We start from the raw sequence: 18,652 nt of genomic DNA, 5'->3' as shown, positions 1-18,652 counted from the left end.
AATAAGTTGAAATAGTCATGTTAAAAATGATTCCAAAATAGAAATCGTTATTCACAATCGCTTTCGAATGTTGATTATATCGTTTTCACCGCGTATCATCAAGAAGAAAGACCATACATAAAACGAGGTGAAGTGTGCATGAATGCGCAAAATGAGGCAATCTTGCAGAAATTTCGGGATATAACAACAAAACTGAAGAGTTATGAAGAAGCATTGAGCATCATGCATTGGGATTTGCGCACGGGTGCTCCGCGCAAAGGTGCAGAGCAGCGTTCCAAAACTATCGGAGCGTTGTCCGAGGACATGTTCAAATTGTCCGTATCCGATGAGATGGGTGAATGTTTGGATGCATTGGAGCAATCCGAAGTGTTCGAGCAGTTGTCTGCTGCAGATCGGAAAATGGTTACGGATGCGCGCAAGGAGTATAATCGCAGCCGAAAAATTCCTTCGAAGCTGTATCAGGAGTATGTGGTATTGACATCACATGCGGAAACGATGTGGGAGGAAGCGAAAGAAAAGGCTGATTTCGAGATGTTTGCTCCATATTTGCGCGACATCGTGGCTAAGACACAGCAATTGATCGATTACTGGGGTGTGAAGGATACTCGGTATGACACGCTGCTTGATATGTACGAGCCAGGAATGACAGTAGAGAAGTTGGATGCCATTTTTGGCAAACTAAAAGAAGGTCTCGTACCTCTTGTTCATGCTGTGCAGGAGAAAGGCGAACAACCGGCTCATGATTTCTTGCATCTCGATTACGCAATCGAACAGCAGAAGGAAATTAGCCAGCATCTGCTGAAGGAAATGGGATATGACTTCGAGGCAGGCCGCTTGGATGAAAGTGTGCACCCGTTCATGATCGGCTTGAATTCGGGGGACGTTCGCATTACGACGAACTATAAGACGGATGATGCGGCAAGTGCAATATTCAGCTCTCTGCACGAGGGCGGTCATGCGCTGTATGAGCAGAACATCAAGAAGGAATTTGACGGCACGCCGTTGTCTACTGGAACATCAATGGGAATTCACGAGTCGCAATCCCGATTCTGGGAGAACATGATCGGACGCAGCCGTCCTTTCTGGAATCGCTACTACAGTGAACTGCAACGCTTGTTCCCTGAACAGTTGAACGAAGTGGATGTGGATACCTTCTATCGCGCCGTCAACCGCGTGGAGCCGTCCCTGATCCGTACGGAAGCGGATGAAGTGACGTATAATTTGCATATTATTATCCGTTACGAGATTGAGAAGATGTTGTTCAACGAAAATCTGCCAGTTGAGGATCTTCCTCGTGTGTGGAAAGAAAAGTACGAGTCTTACCTGGGTGTAAGTCCGAGCCATGCTGGCGAAGGCGTGCTGCAGGATGTGCACTGGTCAGGCGGCGGATTCGGCTACTTCCCATCGTATTCGCTTGGCAATATGTATGCCGCGCAAATGATGCATACGATGCACAAAGCACTTCCGAATTTGGAAGCACTTGTTGAAGAAGGGAAATTGGAGCCGATCAAGGAATGGTTGACTGAACAAGTATATCAATATGGCAAACTGTTAACCCCTTCCGAAATCATTATGAAAATAACAGGAGAGGCATTGAACCCGCAATATTTAGTTGATTATTTGACGAAGAAGACCAACGAAGTGTACGGCATGTAATCGAATCGATTTCGTAATAAGAACGCAGTCCTCTAGGGGACTGCGTTTTTTGGTGATATCCATTGTCTGCTGATTGATATCCGATTGCGGGCAAATAACCAATTCAACTATGCGTGCATACAATGCTATAACCGAACAACAGGGCAGATTCAATTGCAGCCGTGTACTTCGTTTACTCGATCTCGATTGAACAGCTCGATGCAGGCTAATGTAAAGGTTCATACTACCCATTCCAGATAAGGAGGATAGATATCGGGTGAGACACAAGTGGCGATTAAGCGCCTTGGCGTTTGTGGTTTTTACTGTGCTGGTGCTAAGTGCGTGTGGCTCCGACAATGGTTTAGTGAAGATTAAGGTCGGAGAAGTGACGCGTTCTATATTCTATGCCCCAGAATACGTTGCGCTTGGCAAGGGCTTTTTCAAGGAAGAAGGATTGGACGTAGATCTACAGACGACCTCTGGCGGAGACAAGACAATGACTGCGCTGCTCTCAGGAGGTATTGATGTTGCGCTCGTCGGGTCAGAAACATCTGTTTATGTAGCACAACAGGGGGCAGAGGATCCGGTTATCAACTTTGCCCAGCTTACACAGACAGACGGGACATTCCTTGTTGCTCGAGAGAAGCAGGACAATTTCGATTGGAATCAACTGAAAGGCAGTGTATTTCTGGGTCAGCGTAAAGGCGGAATGCCACAAATGGCAGGTGAGTTTACGCTGAAGAAACACAGTATTGATCCGCAAAAAGACTTGAAGCTGATTCAAAATATCGACTTTGCCAATGTAGCGACTGCTTTCGCTTCAGGAACTGGCGAATATGTGCAGCTCTTCGAGCCGCAGGCTTCCATTTTTGAAAAAGAAGCCAAAGGTTATGTTGTGGCATCATTTGGCGTAGAGAGCGGCAAGCTTCCTTATACGGCTTTCATGTCCAAGCAAAGCAACCTCTCAAAAAATAAGGATGCCATTCAAAAGTTCACCAATGCGATTTATAAAGCACAGCAATGGGTTGAAAAACAATCCGCTGAAGAAGTGACAGATGCCATCCTTCCTTACTTCAAGGACGCTGATCGGAATATTGTTGCGAGTGCTGTAAAGCGTTATAAGGATCAGAAGTCGTATGCTACAGATCCGATACTGGATGAGCAGGAGTGGAATCACTTGCTGGATGTTCTTGACTCAGCTGGAGAGTTGAAAGCTCGCGTGCATCACGAACAAATCGTTAACAATGAATTTGCTAAAAAAGCGATCCAGCAGGTGAAATGACGGATGCCATCATCTCATTCGAAGGGAGGCGCCTCAATGGTACCAGCTGTAGAACTATCTCGCGTGACTCATGTATATGTGACGGATCGTGAAGCCAAGCTGGCGGTTAATGAACTAACTGCCTCAATTATGCCTGGCGAATTTGTCAGTTTAGTTGGTCCGAGCGGCTGCGGCAAGACGACAATCCTTTCTATTATTGCTGGCTTGATGAAGCCAACTTACGGTCATGTAAAAGTATACGGGGAGCAAGTGAGGGGCACTTCATCCCATGTCGGCTATATGCTTCAGCAGGACTATCTATTTCCGTGGAGAACCATTCTGGACAATGCATGTATGGGGTTGGAGCTTACGAAGCAGTTGACCTCCGAGATGAAAGAGAAAGTGGTTCAACTGCTCAATGGAATGGGACTTGAAGGGACAGAAAAGTTATTTCCTCATCAATTGTCCGGCGGAATGCGCCAGCGAGTTGCGCTTGTACGGACATTAGCAACGGAACCAGAGCTGATGCTGCTGGATGAACCATTCTCGGCCTTGGATTATCAAACAAAGCTGCAACTGGAGGACTTAATTGTAGAAACCTTAAGGCTGCGGAACAAGACGGCTATTCTAGTCACCCACGACCTATCAGAAGCGATAGCGGTGAGTGACCGGGTCATTGTATTAAACCGCGATCCAGGCAGCATTCGCCGCACATTCATTATACCTGAGTCCATTCGCAAATCCCCGCCATTCTATGCTCGAGAACAGGCGGGATTTAATGATCTTTTCCACGACCTGTGGAAAGAGCTTGAGGAGTCAGATCGGAGGGAAAGCAATGGCCCGACACTCGGAGTTTGATGATTCGACGCCCCCGTCCCATTCTTCGGACAATACGGAGCAGCTTGTAGCATCGACCTACTCGCAATATCGCGCGCGAAGACGTGCACTGTCAACTTCAGTAATGGTGACACAGGTTGTGATCCTGGTCGCCTGTATTGCTTTGTGGGAGATTGCAGGACGACTGAAGTGGATTGATGTCCTGTTATTCAGTTATCCAAGCAAGGTAGGTGCTCAAATTGTGCAGGATGTAATGAACGGCTCCATCTGGCCGCATCTGGGGATGACTGTAGGGGAGACTATTGTGGGTTTTGTGCTCGGTACGGTATTCGGTACGCTGCTTGCCGTACTGATTTGGTGGTCGGAATTTCTCGCCAGAGTGCTTGATCCATATATGGTTGTCTTCAACAGTATGCCGAAGGTCGCGCTTGGCCCTTTGTTTATTGTCGGATTCGGGGCTGGATTCACGGCTATTGTCGTGACAACTTTATCGATTACGGTGATCATTACGACGATCGTTGTATACAATAGCTTTCGCGAGGTCGATCCAAATTACGTGAAGGTTGTCCAGGTATTTGGTGGTGGGAAAAGGACGATATTTCTCAAGGTTATATTGCCTGCTTCATTTCCTGCCATCGTATCTACATTGAAAGTAAATGTAGGGCTTGCATGGGTAGGCGTTATCGTTGGCGAATTTCTTGTATCCAAGGTCGGACTTGGATATTTAATCATATATGGATTTCAGGTATTTAATTTTACACTGGTCATGTCCTCGCTTGTCATTATTGCGGTTGTGGCCACCCTGATGTATAAGGGAGTCGCTTTCTTAGAACGCAAAATCGTAAATCGTGCCTGATTGGCGGCGTACAATAGCCGTAGACGAGAGGGTGCTTGATATCTCGGGGAATGCCAATGAATGGCATTCCTCTTTTTTTGCAACACGTTATCTGAGTCGATATAATGAACATGTATCATAGTAAAATTACATCAGGGTTACATTGAAGGAGCGTTCTTACACATGGTGTTCGGATTTGTTGGTATTCGTGTCATTAAAACGGCGATCGCCTCTATCCTAGCGATTATTGTTGCCAATCTTGCAGGGGCGATGAATCCGCTGGGAGCGGGGCTGCTTGCCATTCTCGGTGTGGATGTCACCCGCAAGCGCAGCATACGGACGGTGTCGGCACGGTTCATGGCGTCGGTTGTCGGCTTGCTTCTTGCTTCATTGCTGTTCGGGCTTCTCGGCTTCGAGCTATGGGTGCTGGCATTATACATATTAGTGGCGTTTCCGATTATCGCAAAGCTCAATTTCAAAGAAGGAATCGTAACAAGCTCAGTCGTTGTGTTTCATATCTATGGGGCCGGAACATTAACGCTGCACGGTGTATTGAATGAGATGTTGCTGCTGGCAATCGGGCTTGGCGCGGCCAGTATTGTGAATCTGGTATATATGCCAAATGAAGAAGATAAGCTTGTCCGGATCAAAAAGGAAGTAGATGCTTACTTCTCTCGCATATTCACCCAAATCAGCAGTAACTTGCGGGATACGACTTATGTATGGGACGGGCATGAAATTATTGATGCAGATGAGAAAGTGGATGAGGGGATCTTTATCGCGTCCAAGGCGCTGGAAAATCGTCTGATGCGTACGGAAGATATCCATGCAGATGAACAATGGCTGCTCTATTTCTATATGCGCAAAGCGCAGCTTGAGAATGTGCAGGGGATTTTGCAGCTTCTCTCCCAAGTGTATCAGTCATTTCCTCAGTGTTATTTGGTGGCGGATGTGTTCGATCAATTGAGCGAAGATGTGAAGGAGCCGCATTATACAGGGAAAACAGAACAGCTTATTAATGAGTTGGACAAGGTATTCCGTCAAATGGATCTGCCGGCAACAAGAGGTGAATTTGAAGTACGAGCGGCAGTCTTGCAAGTAATTCGTGAGCTGCAGCAATATTTGAAGATAGCGAAAAGAGATAAGAAACAACTTCGCCTTGGCGTATAACCCGCGCCAGGCCAGCATTTCGCTACTCTCAAAAAATGAGTCAACTCTGATAAAATTGTTGTCACCCTAGACGAATGTCCTGCATACACTTTAATTGAATGATTGTATGGAGGAGGTCCACAGGATGGCAAACATAGAAAAACACCACTGCCGGGAAATCATCACGAAAGCAATCTGCGGCAAAGGTCGTAAGTTCTCTGTCGTCACACATACCGTCTCTCCGCCTAATCATCCGACAAGCATATTGGGGGCATGGATCATAAACCATCAATATGAATCGGTGCGGGCAGGAGACGGCATTGAAGTAATTGGTACTTACGATATCAACATCTGGTATTCATACGACAACAATTCCCAAACTGACGTTGCGAAAGAAACGGTGTCGTATGTAGATCTCGTTCCGTTGTCGTATGTTGATCCGAAACACCGCTCTTCCACTGTCGAGGTATCTGCCGATGCGGTTCAGGAGCCGAACTGTGTGGAAGCAAGTGTATCTTCTCATGGGCGCGGTGTGACCATTCGTGTTGAACGGGAGTTTCTGGTGGAAATGGTTGCAGAGACAAAGGTATGTGTCCTCGTATGTAAGGACGGATGCAGTGATTTCGAAGACAAGGACTTTGATTTTGGCGTTCAGGACGAGAGCTTCGACGATTTGGAACCGGACTTGACGGATGAGGAGTTGTAATTATCGCCGCAGGCCCTGACCGCTTGCGGCGGTTTCTTATTTCCTTTTTGGATACTCTCAACCAACATGCGCATGGTGGGTGAGCTGCTGCAGTACCTGTGCCTATAAACTTGATGATATACCCATAGGATATGCAGCAAAGGAATGATTGTAGAGGGCGGGAGCCCTCCTTTTTTTTGGATTCAAAACAAAATACATAACAACTTGTTGAAGACACGATGAAGCATGGAAGGTACGAAACTATCTATTTGCCGGCTGTGAAGGAGATGGAGGCATGAGCCGAGACCTTGTTAGCGATGAACGGGTAATTGTCGTCACGGATAATCGGGAAGCAGCGGATATATGGAAGCAATACAGAGTGAAGACGATTGCCCAGTCCAAATTTATACGGGCAGCTGCCCAGTCCATTGCAGTGAAGGAACATGGTAAGGTTGTCGTTTGGTGGAATCGAAACATGGCGCTGCAGGCTGTAATGGATTACAATGCTGCCTTCCGTCATCAAGCGGAGTCAGGAACAATTGTACTCAATCGCTATGCTTCTTATTGGAAATCAGGCTCCATGCGTGAACGCTTGAAGCTGTGGGGACTCCCTGTCGCAGAATGGGCCACGTGGGCAGATGAATTGCCACCGAATTCGGGACGGCATTATGTACGCACGATCTGCTTCTGGGTGAATGGCTGCCGAATTGTCGCTGCCGCACAGAGCATCAACCCGCCGCAGGGGGCGCCTTTGTATCATCCGCTTGATGATTGGTCCAAGCCGCCGTATCGACGGCTGGCTCGGTTGGCGCTGAGAGCAGCGTATGCCGTAGGCTGGGACATCGCATCGGTCACACTGCGCTGTACTTCCTCTTCCGCGGAGGAAGGAGTGACAGAATTGCCAGCTGGGGTATTGGATGAGCCTCAGCTTGGCGATGTCATTGTGCATATCGATCCTGTGCCGCAGCGCATGCCGGCATGGGTACGAGAAAGATACGCGGCAGTATGGCAGGAAGAGTCGATTGAGCAGGTACAAATTCAGGACAGGAGTTCGGGGATCAAGCTCGGAATGGATGTCGAATTAATTTTGTATGATACCCGTTTAGCCAAGATTATTTCCGCTGCGCGTTACTTGCCGAAGAGTGGTGCTGCAGGCTGTGATGCAGTACGTCTGCAAGGTCGCATTCTATTTCCACTTATGGAGCTGCGTCCTGAACCTGCTGAACGGCCTGCACAGCTTGTAGAACATGTACGCAAGGCGGTGCAGCTTGCTGAGAACATCATTAAGGGTAAACACAGTTCGAGCATGCAGACACCCAATCTGGTTTGGCTCGGTGGCTCATGTCCACGAGGAAGGTTTTCGTTAGGGGGCCACATCCATGTTAGCGGGGTTGCTCTAACCTCGGACTTGATAAGAGCCTTGGATACCTATGTCGCATTCCCGCTATCATTCATTGAACAGCCCTCTGGTTCGAGAAAAAGGCGCCCAGGATACGGAACCTACGGGGATGTTCGCGAGCATGACCACGGCGGAGCAGGCGGATTTGAATACCGAACGCTCCCGTGCTTCATTTTTACTCCAGCATTGACGTTAGAGATCCTAACTTTGTTCTATACGGTAGTAGTATGTTATCCAAGGCTTACAAGGCGCGACAGTGTACGTCAGGACGTGATTCAGGCATTTTTGTACGCACACGCTGCAGAGAAGGATATCCAATATGCAGGTGCAGGAAAGCTGCCAATGCGCCAATTGGCGATCGAGCTACTGGATGAATTGCTGTGTGAAGCTGTGAAAAGCAAGAATGAGCGGCGGACAGATAATAGTAAGAGTGTACAATGCGAAGTCGAAAAATCCATTCAATCACTCCGCAACCGAATTTGTGCTAAATGGACATGGGACGAGAATGAGGATTTGCGAAATGCATGGCTTGATATCCAGTGAGCGGTGACGGCGTGAAATGCGCGTGAGTCGCCGCTCCTTTTTTGCTATAATAAAATTCTACTTATGTTATCGGAGGGTGTTTATGGTGAAGCTGACACCGATGATGGAACAATACTTAAGCATCAAGGAACAGGTTAAGGATGCCTTTTTGTTTTTCCGCCTCGGGGATTTTTACGAGATGTTCTTTGACGATGCTATTCTAGCATCAAAGGAATTAGAGATTACACTGACGGGAAGAGGCAGCAGTGGAGCTGAGGATCGAATTCCAATGTGCGGAGTGCCTTATCATTCAGCAGATAATTATATTCAACGTTTGATCGAAAAGGGTTATAAAGTAGCGATATGTGAGCAGGTGGAGGATCCAGCAACAGCTAAGGGTGTCGTCCGCCGTGAAATCGTTCGAATCGTTACGCCGGGCACCGTAATGGAAGGCAAACTGCTTGATGACAAGACGAATCACTATCTTGTGTGCCTCTCACAAGGAAGCACGAGCAATGCCTTGGCAGCTTGCGACCTGTCCACGGGAGAAATGATTGTAACATCTGCGCCTATTGGACAATCCTGGATAATTGACGAGCTGAATGTCTATATGCCGACTGAAATCATTGGTCATGCAGCACTGCTTCAAGAGGCAGAGCCGCTGACGAAGTCATGGAACCGTTCTGTTCTTCTTACGGAGTGGAGTCGCCAGGATGAAGCCTTGGCACGCCAGCAATTTGGAGAAGCAGTCTGGACTCGTCTGGAGGATGAACGGCAGCAGGCGCTTGCGATACTGATGGGCTATTTGCAGGAAACTCAGAAGCGCTCATTAAGTCAGCTGACGAACATTCGAACCTATGATCCCGATCAATATTTGGTGCTTGATCCATTTACGCGCCGCAATTTGGAGCTTACGGAGACGGTACGCGAGCGTGCGAAGAAAGGCTCCTTGCTCTGGCTGCTTGATCGTACGGAGACATCGATGGGGGCAAGACTTTTGCGCCGCTGGATAGATAAACCGCTGATGAATCGGAACGTGATTGAGGAACGGCTGGAAGCCGTCGAGACACTGTATCATCATCTCATTTGGAGAGAAGAACTGCGTGAGCAATTGTCCTCGGTGTACGATCTGGAGCGGCTCGTAGGCCGCATTGCCTTCGGAACGGCGAATGGACGCGATCTGGTTGCCCTAAAATCTTCACTAAGTCAAATTCCAATGCTGAAGCAGCTTTGCGAACAAACCTCGTCTGCCACGCTGCGCAATCGGGTAAGTGAACTTGATGCTTGTGAGGATATCCGTGATTGGATTGATAGCGCTATTGTGGACGAGCCGCCTGTATCAGTCCGAGATGGGGGGCTTATTAAGCCAGGTTATGATGAATATCTCGACCAGCTGCGAGAAGCGAGTGTGAACGGCAAACGCTGGATCGCCGAATTAGAGCGGAAAGAGAAGGAGTCAACCGGCATTAAGTCGCTGAAGATCGGATACAACAAAGTATTCGGTTACTACATTGAGGTAACGAAGTCGAATTTGTCCTCGCTTCCAGAAGGGCGATACGAGCGAAAGCAGACACTGTCCAATGCAGAGCGATTCGTTACTCCTGAATTGAAGGAGAAGGAAGCACTGATTCTCGAGGCAGAGGATAAGATGCTCGGCTTGGAATACGAGCGGTTCAGTGAGCTGCGTCAACGAATCGGCAGCGAGATTCGTCGTCTGCAAGCCTTGGCAGAAGCGGTTGCTGAAATCGACGTCTATCAATCCCTTGCGGCAGTAAGTGCAGCAAGGAGATATGTTCGTCCGGAATTCACGGAACAGCTGGATATGCATATCAAAGAAGGCCGTCATCCGGTCGTTGAGGCTGTCATGCAGGGCGGAGACTTCATGGCGAACGATACAGAGCTGACCGAGCAGGATGCGACGATGCTGCTGATTACAGGGCCGAATATGGCCGGTAAAAGCACATACATGCGTCAAGTAGCCCTTATCTCGATCATGGCGCAGATTGGCTGCTTCGTTCCTGCAGAACGGGCATCAATGCCGATTGTCGATCGGATCTTCACGAGAATTGGGGCTGCGGATGACTTAATAGGCGGACAGAGTACGTTCATGGTGGAAATGATGGACATTCAAGTGATGACAGAAAAGGCAACGCGCCGCAGCTTGGTTATTATCGATGAGTTGGGTCGTGGGACGTCTACAAGTGAAGGGATGTCGATTGCCCAGGCTGTAGTGGAGTATGTCCATAATCGAATTGGCTGCAAGGCGCTCGTTTCGACCCATTTCCATGAGCTGGCTCATATGGCCGATCGTCTGCAGCGCTTGAAAAATGTATGCATGGCTGTGCAGGAAAGCGGCAATCAAGTTACTTTCCTCCGCAAGCTGGTTTCGGGCGCGGCAAGTACAAGCTACGGCATCTATTGCGCGCGTTTAGCCGGGCTGCCTGATCAGATTATTGATCGTGCGTATGACCTGCTAAGTCATTACGAATCTGCTGATCGGGACAATGTACAGCCGTTAACATCAAACACTGAAGGCGAGCGCCCTGAGAATCATGTAGAGCAGCTGTCCTTATTTGGCTGGGATCAGACGGCAGTATCAGCGGAACCACCTGTTGTAAAGGCTGAGAAGAATGATGAGCACGTACTAGAAGCTCGAGATGAATATTTGCAGCAAAATGGTACGGAGAAATTCAATCAAGTTGAGCCGCAGCAAAGCCAACAGCTTGAGGAGCAAAAGTTTTCAGCCGAACATGCGGCTGAAGTGACTGCTATGAAGGAATTCATCGGTTCCTTAACGGATGTGGATGTAATGTCAATGACCCCGCTGGAAGCTATGAATCAACTGCATGACTTAATGAAGCGGGCTCGTGAAATGATTCGTAAATGACCTGATATTTTTTGGAAAATGATTCTTAATGGTGAATATTTCTATCAGAGTCGGGAGCTAGGGAGGTGTCAAAAATGGCCATTATTAAAGTGTTGGACGAGCATATTGCCAACCAGATTGCCGCTGGCGAGGTGGTGGAGCGGCCTTCTTCAGTTGTAAAAGAATTAGTTGAGAACTCGATTGATGCAGGAGCAACACGCATTGATGTGTCTGTAGAGGAAGGGGGCTTGCAGCTCATCCGAGTTAAGGATAATGGCTCTGGTATTGGTGATGATGACGCAGAAAATGCATTTTTGCGGCATGCGACGAGCAAGATTCAGACAGGAAAGGATCTATTCTCGATTCGCAGCTTAGGGTTCCGTGGAGAGGCACTGCCGAGTATTGCGGCTGTTGCCAAGGTAGAGCTGGTAACGTCAACAGATTCGAGCGGCTTAGGCAGACGCCTTGTTATTGAGGGCGGCACGATTAAATCGTTTGAACCAGCACAATCCATGCAGGGAACGGAAATCACGGTTCGCGATTTATTCTATAATACGCCAGCGCGGTTGAAATATATGAAGACGATCCAGACAGAGCTTGGCCATATCTCTGATTTAATCTATCGTTTGGCAATGTCCTATCCCAATATCGCGTTCACCCTGAAGCATAATGAGCATACGCTGCTGCAAACAATCGGTAATGGTGATTTGCTGCAGGTTATCGCTTCTGTGTACGGTGTTCAGACAGCAAAAGGGATGTTGCATATTAAAGGGGAGCATTTGGATTTCGAGGTGGAAGGCTATATTGGCAAGCCTGAGCTGACTCGTTCGAACCGCAATGCGATGTCATGGATGATAAATGGCAGATATGTAAGAAGCTTTCCACTGAATCAAGCGATTCTTCGTGCATATCATACGTTCTTGCCCATTAATCGCTATCCAATGCTTGTGCTTCATGTTAACATGCACCCCTCGCTAGTGGATGTCAACGTACATCCTGCCAAGCTGGAGGTGCGCTTTAGCAAAGAAGCCGAGCTGTGTGCCTTCATTGAAGAAACCGTGAAGACATTGCTGCACAAGCAGCGTCTTATTCCAGAAGCTGCTCCCGCAAAGGCTAAGGTACGAACGTACGTGGAGCAAGCGGAGCTGCAATGGGAAGCGGCAGAGACGATTGCAGCGAATCAAGAAAAGCAGTTGAAGCCGATGGGAGCGCTGGTCATAGCATCTGATTCGTCATCAGATTCATCTTCGGCAAAGGAATTTTTTCAAAATTCTGCTAATGAGACTCGGATATCCAATCAGTTAATCGTAAATCGCAGCCAAGAATCCGCTGAGAATCGGGAACAGAATAAAGGCAATGATTCTTCTGGTATCGCTTCTAATGATTCCGAATCTTCCATTGATTCCTCTTCACAGCGTCGTGCAGTTGTAAGGGAACTGGCAAACCGTCCTGAAAGGCTGGTGGAAGGAAGCGAAGCGAAGATTCTGTTGCAATCAGAAATGAGCGCTGATGCAACCACTAATGCAACCACTAATGCAAGCACTGATGCAAGCACTGATGCAAACTCTGATGCGGCTATACAGCCTGAAGCTTCCGCGATTGGCAATGAGGATGCTGTGGACAGACCAGAAGTACATCAACAAGCAGCAGATCATGGTGAGCGCTTCTCTGTACCCGATGAGTCTGCAAGTTCGCAATTGGCTGCGAACCGCATTGAGTCGGGTGAAAGCATTCGAGAGCCATCGACCTCCTATTCAGGCCGCAGTGCAGGGGCTTCGGATTCGAAGGCGAAGTCATATCAGTCGTATCCAAATTCGAAGCAGCAAGCCGGGCAGTCCGCAACGAAGGCTGGCACGGAGAAGTGGAAGGAATGGTTGACCGAGGAAGGAAGCGCAGACAGTGCAGCATTGCCGAAATTCCCAGCACTATCTTATATCGGTCAGCTGCATGGCACATATTTGATAGCATCGAACGAAGAAGGACTGTATTTAATTGATCAGCATGCTGCGCATGAACGAATCAATTATGAATATTATTTTGAACGCTTCGGCAAGCCAGTAGAAGCCTCTCAAGAGCTGCTTCTACCAATTACGCTGGAGTTTACGCCTGCTGATGCTGAGCGTATCCGCTCACGCATGCATTTGCTGGAGCAGGTTGGTATCGTGATGGAGCCGTTCGGCGGGCAAACGTTCCTGATTCGTTCTCATCCATACTGGTTCCCTAAGGGGGAAGAAGCCAATATCATTCAAGAAATGACAGATTGGGTGTTGAACGAGAAGGCGCCCGATATTGCGAAATTAAGAGAAGCCTCAGCAACGATGTGCTCTTGCAAAGCATCGATTAAGGCGAATCAGCGCTTGACAGCAGCTGAGGCAGAGACGCTGTTTGTAAGATTGGGAACATGTCGTCAGCCATTTACATGCCCGCACGGAAGACCGATCGTTATTCGATTTACCACATACGATCTGGAAAAAATGTTTAAGCGGGTAATGTAAGAAAGGCGAGGATTTGTAATTCCCTTTCCCCAGCGTATATAATGAGGAGGAGCAAATGATAGTCACGACAGGCGAGTATACGTCACCAGAGCTAAAAGAGCGGGCACGGAAGATGGCCAAGCTGTTCGGATGGCACTATGCTGAACGCCGGAATCAGACATTGCCTCGCATGCAGCGCAGATATGGCGACGATGAATTTCTCGTCTACCTAAATGATTGTGTACGCTATTTAAAGCTAGGCAGCACTGAGTTGACCTATCACCCTAGTATGGCCTATGTGCGGGCAAAGCGCATTTTGTCCGGTGATGCAGATGGAATGATAACTGCGAGCGGCATTCAGCCTGGTGATGAGGTATTGGATTGTACGGCCGGACTTGCAGGCGATGCGCTGGTGTTTGCCGTTGCGGCGGGCCCGAACGGTCGGGTTACTGCCTTGGAGAGTGAGCCGTCGCTGTTCGCGCTCGTACATGAAGGGCTGCAGCTGTATGAAAGTGGTGTTGAAGAGGTTACCCAGGCAATGCGTCGAATTCAAATGAAGCAGGCCGATCATCTAAGCATGCTCCGCTCACTTCCGAGCCGTTCTGTAGATGTGGTATACTTCGATCCTATGTTCCGTTCTCCTGTAACGAGCTCAGCATCGATAGATCCGCTGCGGACGATGGCGAACCATGAAGCCTTGACGCACGAAGCGATTAAAGAAGCTTGCCGTGTAGCTCGCAAGAGAGTGGTCATGAAGGAAGTAAAGAACAGCGAAGAATTTGCCCGGCTAGGATTTACCCGTGTGTTACCGTCCGGAGCGAAATTGGCATATGGGGTGATTGACATTGCCGGAGGCAACGATAAGGAATAAACCGAAACTACTTGTACTCATTGGTCCGACTGCAGTTGGGAAAACGAAGCTTAGTCTTGACTTGGCTAAGGAGTTCCAATGTGAGATTATATCTGGTGACAGTATGCAGGTATATCGGCAAATGGATATTGGCACAGCAAAACTTCCGCTGGGGCAGCGCGAAGGAATTCAGCACCATTTGATGGACATATTGGATCCGGATGAACCGTATTCCGTCGCCGATTTTCAATTACAATGTCGCAATTTGATCGATGAGATAACAAGCCGCAATCATACCCCATTTATCGTTGGGGGAACGGGACTCTATGTGGAATCCGTCTGCTACGGTTTTGAATTCAGTGATCACGGCGCAGACGATGCATTTCGCCAAGAAATGGTGGAATTTGCTGTTGCTCATGGCAATGAGGCATTGCTGGAGCGCTTGCGCGAAGTGGATCCCGAATCAGCGGAAAGACTGCATCCAAACGATCAGCGCAGGGTAATCCGAGCCTTGGAAGTATACCATCTCACAGGCGAACCGTTATCGAACCAACTGGCTCGTCAGAAGAAGGAATCTCCGTTCGAGCTTTGCATCATAGGTTTGACAATGGATAGGCAGATGCTATATAAACGAATAGAGGCAAGAGTCGATATGATGATGGAGGAGGGGCTGGTGGAAGAAGTGCGCCAACTGCTTGCACAGGGCTACTCACGAAATCTGGTATCGATGCAAGGTCTTGGCTACAAAGAAATCGCAGCGTATGTTGAGGGTGAAATGTCTTTGGATGCTGCCGTTGAGCTGCTCAAGCGCGACACGAGAAGATTTGCAAAGCGCCAGCTCTCCTGGTTCCGTCACATGAAGGACATTCACTGGGTTGATGTCACGGATTCAGAACGTGCGGATCAACAATTTGAAAAAATTTGTAAGCACATAGCAGGAAAGTTTCGATAACAGGTTGAATATATTTCAACACAATCTCATGATTATTGGGGGTACGGACGATGAATAAATCTATTAACATTCAAGACACATTTTTGAATCAATTGCGTAAGGAAAGCATTCCAGTGACCGTATATTTGACGAACGGATTCCAGATTCGTGGTGTCATTCGCGCATTCGATAACTTTACCATTGTCATTGATAGCGAAGGACGTCAACAAATGGTGTATAAACACGCCATTTCCACATTCACGCCGCAACGTAACGTATCCCTGATGCAAGATCATCAGAACGAGGCGTAATTGACATGGAATGGGGCAGATTGCCAATGAAACTTTTTGCCCCTCCATCACGTCTAATGGAATATAGTCGCTGCCGAACAACCCTGAAGGGTTGTTCTTTTCATTCGTAGTCATATTGGGTATAAGTATGAGGGATATGTTTCAATCGTATCTCAACAAGGTATGAAGAGAGAGACTATCAAAGAAATAAAGGGAGTCGGATGCAGATGACAAGGGAAAAAGAACCAGCACACCTTACGCGCAAACCGGCACATGGAAATCCTAAGCACAAAGCTAAGAAGAAAAAGAAATGGACTTGGAAAAAAACGTTTTGGCTTATGTTTTTCACGACGGCATTTGCCGTGTTCTGTGCCGTTGGCGGTTATTTGTTCGTACTATTGAACGGAGAGCGGCTGATGCGTGAATATAAGGATGCGGATATGTTCAAGCTGGCGGAGGTATCCACAGTATATGATATAAATGGTACCGAGCTTGCGAAGCTGGGCAAAGGCATAGAGCATAGGGAAATCGCAGAGCCGAGAGATATTCCGGAGTTCGTAAGCAATGCATTCATTGCGACGGAAGATCGTCGCTTTAAGGAGCACTCTGGGGTTGATCTGTGGTCGATTGGACGAGCGATGGTAAAGGACGTTGTATCGCGCAGCCTTGTTGAAGGCGGCAGTACCATTACACAGCAGCTTGCCAAGAATATGTTCCTTACGAGTGACAAGACATTTTTCCGTAAAGCTACGGAAGTATCGATCGCACTGGCGCTTGAGAATCACTTCTCGAAAGACGAAATCTTAACGATGTATCTGAATCGAATCTTCTTCGGTAAAAATGCATATGGTCTCAAAGCTGCAGCGAAGGTGTATTTCAATAAAGATGACTTAAATGACTTGAAACTGTGGGAAGTAGCGACTTTGGCAGCTATTCCAAAAGCGCCGTCGCGATATAATCCGCTGTCGAGTCCAGAGCGTTCGAAGGAACGCCGAGCTGTTGTTCTTCAACTGATGTATGAACAAGGCTATATTACGGCTGAAGAGGCGAAGAGCGCAGCGGCGGTGGATTACGATCCGAAAATGTCGGGGCATTCGGCAAAATCGGAGAATAAGCAAGACGAGGCGTACAATGCATTCATTGACTACATGATAGAGGAAGCGACAGAAAAAACAGGACTTACCGAGGATGAGCTGTATCGTGGCGGCTATCATATTTATACTACGATGGATGCCAACGCTCAGCGCATTATGTTCAATGCATTCAATAATGACGAAATGTTCGAGCAGAGCAAGGATGACACGAAAATGCAGGGTGCAATGGTGATTACGGATCATAGCAATGGCTCCATCATCGCGATGATAGGGGGCCGGGATTACGCCCGCAAAGGATTGAATCGTGCTACTGTGAAGCGGCAGCCCGGATCATCTTTCAAACCAATCGTGTCCTATGCGCCAGCACTGGAGACGGGCAAGTATTTCCCGTGGTCGAGATTGAACAATGAGAAGCAATGCTTCGGCAATTATTGTCCAACGAACCTTGGGGGCTATACGACGTCAGTGGAAATGACGGAAGCGGTTAGACGTTCCATCAACATCCCTGCCGTATGGATACTGAATGATATTGGCCTGAAGAAAGGGTTTGACTTTGCGAAAAATCTTGGCTTCCCTCTGACGAATGACGATTATAATTTGTCAATCGCATTGGGCGGGATGACGCATGGGGTTACACCGATCAACATGGCAGAGGCTTATAATGCATTCGCAAACGGAGGGAATTATTATGATTCCTATACAATTGCGAAGATTACAGACCGTAAAAACAATGACTATTATGTGTATCACGTACCAAAAGGCAAAAAGGTCATGAGTGAGAAAACGGCTTACTATATGACTGAAATGATGCGCGAAGTCGTTACGAATGGTACAGGTAAAAATGCACAAATCAGCGGCCGTACTGTTGCAGGTAAAACGGGTACGACTCAGCATTCCGTGCCAGGTTACAATGGCAAGGGCGACCGAGATGCATGGTTTGTTGGCTATACACCGGAATGGACTGCAGCTGTCTGGATGGGATATGACAAGACTGACCGAAATCACCTTATCCATGAGAGCAGCCGCGGAGCGTCAAAGATGTTCAGTGAGGTTATGGGCAAGGCGCTGCAAAGCAAGAAGGCAGGCTCGTTCAACAAGCCGGATAAAGTGGAAGAGAAACCAGAGGAGCTTAAGGCAGTTAGCGGACTAAGCGCCTCGTATTCTGAAAATTCGAAGAGTGTGACGCTGAGCTGGAATCGAGTATCTGGAGATAATGTTTCGTATCAGGTCTATCGGAAGTCTTCCAAGGATAATAAGTTCACTCAGTTGCTGAAAGGACTTAAGGAGACTGGAGCAGAAGATATTGGTGTCTTCCCTGGCGAAACCTATACGTATTATATAATTGCGTCAACGCCAACAGAGGAGTCGGGCAAATCGAATGAAGCGTCCGTGACGATCAAGGAAGAAACACCTGTTGAGCCGCCTCCAGTTGAGCCGCCGACTGTTGATCCTCCGACAACGGAGGATCCGCAAAATCCAGTCGATCCGACGCCGCCGATTGAACCGGAAAATCCGGATAACCAGCAGCCGGAAACTGGCGATAACGGTACAGGTAATGAAGATGGCAGTGACAATTCTGGCTCGCCAGAGGATAATGGTTCCTCGGGATCCGGTACACCAGGTTACAATAATTCCAATGATGGCTCCACAGGGATTAATAGTCTCAGCACGAAAGAGTCGAATCACATCAATAATCATGGTGGTCAGAAGGATAACAGCAGTAAGAAAGATGGCGGAGCGGGGACTGAAGATGCTCCTGTAGAAATTCAATCTAACGTGAATAAAGCAGCTTGAGATAAATAGATAACGCGTGTTGGACAATTA

13 protein-coding genes are annotated in these 18,652 nt (G+C 48.0%); all 13 read left to right on the top strand.

The annotated features are described in order from the left end of the window. The first annotated feature begins 138 nt into the window (after positions 1-138). Complete coding sequence (locus NO352_RS12105; protein WP_005549835.1) at positions 139-1,656, top strand: carboxypeptidase M32; 1,518 nt, start codon at positions 139-141, stop codon at positions 1,654-1,656. Between the two features lie 256 nt (positions 1,657-1,912). Continuing rightward, the gene (locus tag NO352_RS12100; protein WP_262866683.1) at positions 1,913-2,917 is read left to right on the top strand and encodes an ABC transporter substrate-binding protein; all 1,005 of its coding nucleotides are present in this window, start codon (positions 1,913-1,915) and stop codon (positions 2,915-2,917) included. A gap of 36 nt (positions 2,918-2,953) precedes the next feature. After that, on the top strand, positions 2,954-3,754 hold the full coding sequence (locus NO352_RS12095; RefSeq protein WP_005549838.1) for an ABC transporter ATP-binding protein: 801 nt from the start codon (positions 2,954-2,956) through the stop codon (positions 3,752-3,754). Then, positions 3,732-4,589 carry an ABC transporter permease gene (locus NO352_RS12090; protein ID WP_005549839.1) on the top strand — a complete coding sequence of 286 codons (858 nt, stop codon included), beginning with the start codon at positions 3,732-3,734 and terminating at the stop codon, positions 4,587-4,589. Before NO352_RS12095 ends, NO352_RS12090 begins: the two co-directional genes overlap by 23 nt. Positions 4,590-4,751: 162 nt before the next feature. Beyond that, positions 4,752-5,738: an aromatic acid exporter family protein gene (locus tag NO352_RS12085; protein WP_268599463.1), complete on the top strand. Its 987-nt coding sequence runs from the start codon at positions 4,752-4,754 to the stop codon at positions 5,736-5,738. Positions 5,739-5,862: 124 nt separating this feature from the next. Then, positions 5,863-6,423: an outer spore coat protein CotE gene (locus NO352_RS12080; RefSeq protein WP_005549842.1), complete on the top strand. Its 561-nt coding sequence runs from the start codon at positions 5,863-5,865 to the stop codon at positions 6,421-6,423. 274 nt (positions 6,424-6,697) lie between these two features. Next, positions 6,698-8,344 carry a putative amidoligase domain-containing protein gene (locus NO352_RS12075; protein ID WP_289355772.1) on the top strand — a complete coding sequence of 549 codons (1,647 nt, stop codon included), beginning with the start codon at positions 6,698-6,700 and terminating at the stop codon, positions 8,342-8,344. An 82-nt stretch (positions 8,345-8,426) separates the two neighbouring features. After that, complete coding sequence (gene mutS, locus NO352_RS12070) at positions 8,427-11,210, top strand: DNA mismatch repair protein MutS (protein ID WP_289355771.1); 2,784 nt, start codon at positions 8,427-8,429, stop codon at positions 11,208-11,210. Between the two features lie 74 nt (positions 11,211-11,284). Further along, complete coding sequence (gene mutL, locus NO352_RS12065; RefSeq protein WP_289355770.1) at positions 11,285-13,684, top strand: DNA mismatch repair endonuclease MutL; 2,400 nt, start codon at positions 11,285-11,287, stop codon at positions 13,682-13,684. Between the two features lie 55 nt (positions 13,685-13,739). Beyond that, positions 13,740-14,534: a class I SAM-dependent methyltransferase gene (locus tag NO352_RS12060; RefSeq protein ID WP_005549850.1), complete on the top strand. Its 795-nt coding sequence runs from the start codon at positions 13,740-13,742 to the stop codon at positions 14,532-14,534. Then, the gene (miaA, locus tag NO352_RS12055; protein ID WP_289355769.1) at positions 14,509-15,465 is read left to right on the top strand and encodes a tRNA (adenosine(37)-N6)-dimethylallyltransferase MiaA; all 957 of its coding nucleotides are present in this window, start codon (positions 14,509-14,511) and stop codon (positions 15,463-15,465) included. The genes NO352_RS12060 and miaA overlap by 26 nt, the downstream gene beginning before the upstream one ends. Positions 15,466-15,515: 50 nt before the next feature. After that, complete coding sequence (hfq, locus tag NO352_RS12050; protein WP_005549853.1) at positions 15,516-15,755, top strand: RNA chaperone Hfq; 240 nt, start codon at positions 15,516-15,518, stop codon at positions 15,753-15,755. A gap of 206 nt (positions 15,756-15,961) precedes the next feature. Next, complete coding sequence (locus NO352_RS12045; RefSeq protein ID WP_289355768.1) at positions 15,962-18,622, top strand: PBP1A family penicillin-binding protein; 2,661 nt, start codon at positions 15,962-15,964, stop codon at positions 18,620-18,622. Positions 18,623-18,652 lie beyond the last annotated feature (30 nt).

The sequence above is a fragment of the Paenibacillus sp. S-12 genome (assembly GCF_030363895.1).
GTDB lineage: Bacteria > Bacillota > Bacilli > Paenibacillales > Paenibacillaceae > Paenibacillus_B > Paenibacillus_B alvei.
The sequence above is the reverse complement of the archived record's forward strand: the minus strand, read 5'-3'. Positions and strand labels throughout refer to the sequence as shown.